Source organism: Runella sp. (assembly GCF_027484545.1).
Classification (GTDB): Bacteria; Bacteroidota; Bacteroidia; order Cytophagales; family Spirosomataceae; genus Runella.
Genome location: NZ_JAIXST010000143.1, coordinates 1 through 4,333 on the forward strand (window position 1 = coordinate 1; position 4,333 = coordinate 4,333).

Genomic DNA, 4,333 nt, shown 5'->3' on the forward strand with positions numbered 1-4,333 from the left:
TAACGGTTACGGCCGTGTTGGGCAGGGTGAGTGCTTTGGATTGTGCTTCCCGAAGCCTTGCCCAATTGCTTTCAGTTGGGGTGTAGTTTAAATCTTGAAAATTTGCCAGTTGTACTCCCAGAAAAGGCAACTTGGGGTCATTCCAAAGTCGTCGACAATCATTGATGAGCGCCGACATAAATGCATCGTAGGGTTCGGGGTTGGCAGTATTACTTTCGCCCTGATACCACAAAAATCCTTTTACTTTCATGGGTAAAACGGGCGCAATCATGGCATTATAAAGTGCTGTTGGCTGATTTTGGCGAACTAATCCGCCACCGCCAATCCCGTCTGAATTGATAGGCTGATACACTTCCCCAATTTTATACTGCCAAGTACCTTTGAGGTCAATTTCTTCGCCGTTGACAGTCATAATATAAGGCTTATCCGGCACAAAGCCGCCTTTTCCTGCGGTATTTGTTACCCTAACCACAAAGGTATTTTTGCCCGGTTTCAGCAAATCGGACGGGATTTCGTAGCGTCGGGGCGGGTATTGACACGTTATATTGCCAACCTTTTTTCCATTAACATACATTTCGTCGGCATCCACGATGCGTCCCATGAATAGCTTAATGGATTTACCAATCCAGCTTTGCGGCACTTCAAACTCTCTCCGAAACCAAACTATCCCATTCAAATCTTTCAATCTCTGGTCTTCCCAAAACCCGGGAATATTGAAATTTCTCCAACCTTTTGGTTGATAATCAGCACTTTCCCAATGCTCAATTGTCCCTAAATCACGTACCGTCGGACGAATAGGAATAGGTCGACGATTGAATGAATTCACATAAACGGTGTCTTTGTTTTGGGCGATGATTTTCTGAATATCTCCAAAATTTTTGTAACCTCCCTCGCTTATCCATGCCTCAATCGGCGTACCTCCCACCGAACTGTTGATGATTCCGATGGGCATTTTGTATTTTTCATAAATTTCTCGGGCAAAAAAGTACGTGACAGCACCAAACGTAAGCACATCTTTTGGATTGGCCGTTTTCCATTGACCTTGCGGAAAATCATCTTTAGGACCATTCAAGTCCGTAAGAGTTTGAGCAAAAAAATTGCGAATGTCGGGATAATTGGCCGAGGCAATGTCTACGGGGTATTTTTCTTTAACCCGCTCCATCGGCAACACCATATTTGACTGCCCACTGCACAACCATACATCTCCCAACGCTATATTTTTGATTCTGACTTCATTTTTGCCTTTCAAAACCATTTCATAACCGGTTCCGGCCGATTGCGGCGGAAGCTGAATTTCCCATTGTCAGCAGTCGTAGTTTTGAATGTTTTTTTATTGAAATTCAACTCGAATTTTTCTTTGGGAGATGCCCAACCCCAAATTTTGATGGGTTGGTCTCGTTGCAAAACCATATTATCGGAAATCAGTTTGGGCAAACGGATTTGTGCTTGGGTTGGTAGGCAAATCCCCAAGAGAAAGGCAAAAATTAAGATAGACTTCATACTGTTTAATGAATAACTCTCTTAGACTTTTGAGGGACTTTCAGAACGGCATCGAAAGCCGGTTTCGGTTGTTTGTTTCTATCCCAAAGTAGAGGATAATTAGTGCGATTTTGAATCGGATAACCGTTTTTCCAAGACATTCCATCGTGGATGCCCCACATGGTGACGCGGTCAATTTTGTCTCTTTTTCGGTAAAAAATTTCAAAGAGTTGGGCATACCTATCCGCTAAAGCCTTCTGTATCGAATCGGGTAAGCCGTTGGGGTAAGGGTCTAAAAACGTTTTAAATTCCTCGTTTTGAAACTGTTTTTCGCCCATTCCCTGTCCAATAATTTGTCCTTCTTTGGTGAGCGGCAACACGTCTACGTCCAATTCCGTAATCATCACTTTCAAACCCAACGCCGCATACGCGTCAATCGCCGCTTCGATGTATTCGGTTTTGGGATAGTTTAATCCCCAATGTCCCTGTATACCGATACCGTCAATACGGATACCTTCTTTTTGTAGCATTTTTACCATTTTGACAATACCGTCACGCTTTGTCGGACGCCAGGCGTTGAAATCATTGTAGTATAATTCGGTATTGGGAGCGTATTGTGCGGCGTATTTGAACGACAATTTTACCAATTCGTCGCCATCACCAATGCCTTTTACCCAAGTAGTAGGTCGATAACTGCCGTCGTCATCAATGACCTCATTTACTACATCCCATGCATCCACATTGCCAGCATACCTGCCTGCGACGGTTTTGATATGCTCGTGCAAACGCTCTGCAACGGCTTCCTTCGATTTGGGATTGCCCTTTTCGTCCTGAAAAAACCACGAGGGAGTTTGATTATGCCAAACGAGTGTATGGCCTATGATAAACATGTTGTTTTTCTTACCAAACTCAATGTAAGCATCGGCCGGCTCGAACTTAAAAACTCCGGGTTGCGGATTAATGAGCCCTGCTTTCATAGAGTTTTCGAGGGTAATGGTATTAAATTGCTTCACTACTATTTCCTGCGATGCCTTATCTCGTCCCGAAACAACAGCGTCATTGACCGAAACCCCCATTTTAAAAGCATCTTTATACGCTACTTTGAGAGTAAGTTGAGCGTCTGAAAAAGTAGCTGTCAGCGCAAAAAAACTAAAAATGAGCGCTTGAATACCTGACTTCATGATTTATCATTTGTAATGTACTGATTTCGAAAGTATTGTTTTTGATGAATTTACCCGAACGAAAGCCAAATACCGAATATGATTCCTGAAACACTGTAACACAGGTGAGCTTAACCACTTTTGCATAAATGACCAATTTGTTTATTGAACTTTGGTTTTTCGTAGACTATTAATTATTACCTATGATAATTAAATATTATCATAGGTAATAATTAATTTTGCTTCTAAACCTATTTATAAACTCATGGAAGAGAATCGCAGTCTTCAAACAGTACCTATAACTACCAACCAACTGCAAATCACAGAAGTCCTTGCGGGGAAAGTCGCTAACTATGCACGCAAAGGCTTGGAAGGGGCACTAAACACCCAACGGGCTTATAAATCGGATTTGAAATACTTCAAAGAATGGTGCGATGAAAATGGGCAGAGTGAATTGCCCGCTTCGGCTTCAACCTTGGCTGCTTATGTGTCGCACTTAGCCGATACCCACAAGTGGGCGAGCATTAATCGAAAATTAGCGGCCATCAGCAAATTGCACGAATTGAATAATTTGGACTTACCTACCAAAGACAAGGCGTTCCGAGCTGTAATGGAAGGAATCAAACGGACAAATGGCGTACGCCAAAAACAGGCCCCTGCTTTTAAAATGAACGATTTGAAAAAAATCCTGCGAGCTATGGACATTACAACTCATTCTGGACTACGAGATAAATGTCTTATCCTGTTAGGTTTTGCCGGAGCCTATCGTCGCTCGGAATTAGTGAGTTTGAATATTGAAGACGTGGATTTTAACGACGACGGTGCCATTATTTCATTGTCAAAAAGCAAAACCAATCAATATGGAGAGGCAGAAGAAAAAGCTTTTTTTTATAGTCCTGAGGCTGATTTTTGCCCCATTCGGAATTTGAAACAATGGATTAATCGTTTGGAAAGACAGACGGGCCCGCTTTTTGTCCGAGTTCGTAAAGGGGATAAAATCACGGAGGAACGTCTGAATGATATGACGGTATACGAGACCGTAAAAAAATACATGGGTGACCGTTATTCCGCTCACTCCTTACGAGCTTCTTTTATCACGATTGCTAAAATAAACGGAGCCGATGATTCGGAAATTATGCGCCAGAGCAAACACAAAACAAGCTTAATGATCCAACGTTATACCCGAATTGAAGACATCAAACAGCACAATGCCGCTACAAAATTAGGGTTGTAGGCTCAAAAACACCTTTTTGAAGCGCCTTAGAATCGAATATTTGCCTGAATTTTATAGGTAGTCTATTTCAGCAGATTCTGAAAAGGTATTTTTGGGGTGCTATTTTCCATAAACGCGTTTTAACTTCGTTTATAAAATTGGTTGTCGTTCCCCATTGTTGCCAATTAATACCCAAACCGGGTTAATTTTAGGTACAATATGACAATGACATGTCTCCCCGTTTATTTCATTGATTATATCAAAAAAGTGTTCAGAAACGTTCTTGAGTAGTCTATTCCAAAACCCATAAATTGTATTTTTTTAGGTTTACCAAGGAAAAAAAGGTTAATTGTGGTATATGCTGTAAATTCCTATGAACGTGGTTCATCGTCACATTTGGTGAAAGTTGGAGATCCCCATCAGGATGACTCTTTTGCGGAGCAGCTCAAAACTAGCTCTTCCGTACATTTGACGCTTGATA

General features: G+C 41.7%; 4 protein-coding genes. 1 reads left to right on the forward strand and 3 read right to left on the reverse strand.

Translation table 11 applies throughout. The annotated features are described in order from the left end of the window. The 3 genes from Q0081_RS13480 to Q0081_RS13490 all read right to left on the reverse strand — a co-directional run. Positions 1-1,255: sialate O-acetylesterase (locus Q0081_RS13480; RefSeq protein WP_298354162.1), on the reverse strand; the 1,255-nt coding region annotated here is incomplete at its 3' end. Further along, positions 1,246-1,500, reverse strand: coding sequence for a hypothetical protein (locus Q0081_RS13485; RefSeq protein WP_298354165.1), 255 nt, complete (start codon positions 1,498-1,500; stop codon positions 1,246-1,248). The genes Q0081_RS13480 and Q0081_RS13485, both read right to left, overlap by 10 nt. Before the next feature lie 5 nt (positions 1,501-1,505). Further along, positions 1,506-2,660: an endo-1,4-beta-xylanase gene (locus tag Q0081_RS13490; RefSeq protein WP_298354167.1), complete on the reverse strand. Its 1,155-nt coding sequence runs from the start codon at positions 2,658-2,660 to the stop codon at positions 1,506-1,508. Positions 2,661-2,904: 244 nt separating this feature from the next. Between Q0081_RS13490 and Q0081_RS13495 the strand changes: the two genes are divergently transcribed. Then, complete coding sequence (locus Q0081_RS13495) at positions 2,905-3,873, forward strand: tyrosine-type recombinase/integrase (RefSeq protein ID WP_298354169.1); 969 nt, start codon at positions 2,905-2,907, stop codon at positions 3,871-3,873. Positions 3,874-4,333: the final 460 nt, after the last annotated feature.

What these genes read in the sequence shown, in the direction of transcription:
- Q0081_RS13485 (WP_298354165.1), bottom strand. Translation starts at nt 1,500, where the DNA reads ATGAAGTCTATCTTAATTTTTGCCTTTCTCTTGGGGATTTGCCTACCA.
- Q0081_RS13495 (WP_298354169.1), top strand. Translation starts at nt 2,905, where the DNA reads ATGGAAGAGAATCGCAGTCTTCAAACAGTACCTATAACTACCAACCAA.
- Q0081_RS13490 (WP_298354167.1), bottom strand. Translation starts at nt 2,660, where the DNA reads ATGAAGTCAGGTATTCAAGCGCTCATTTTTAGTTTTTTTGCGCTGACA.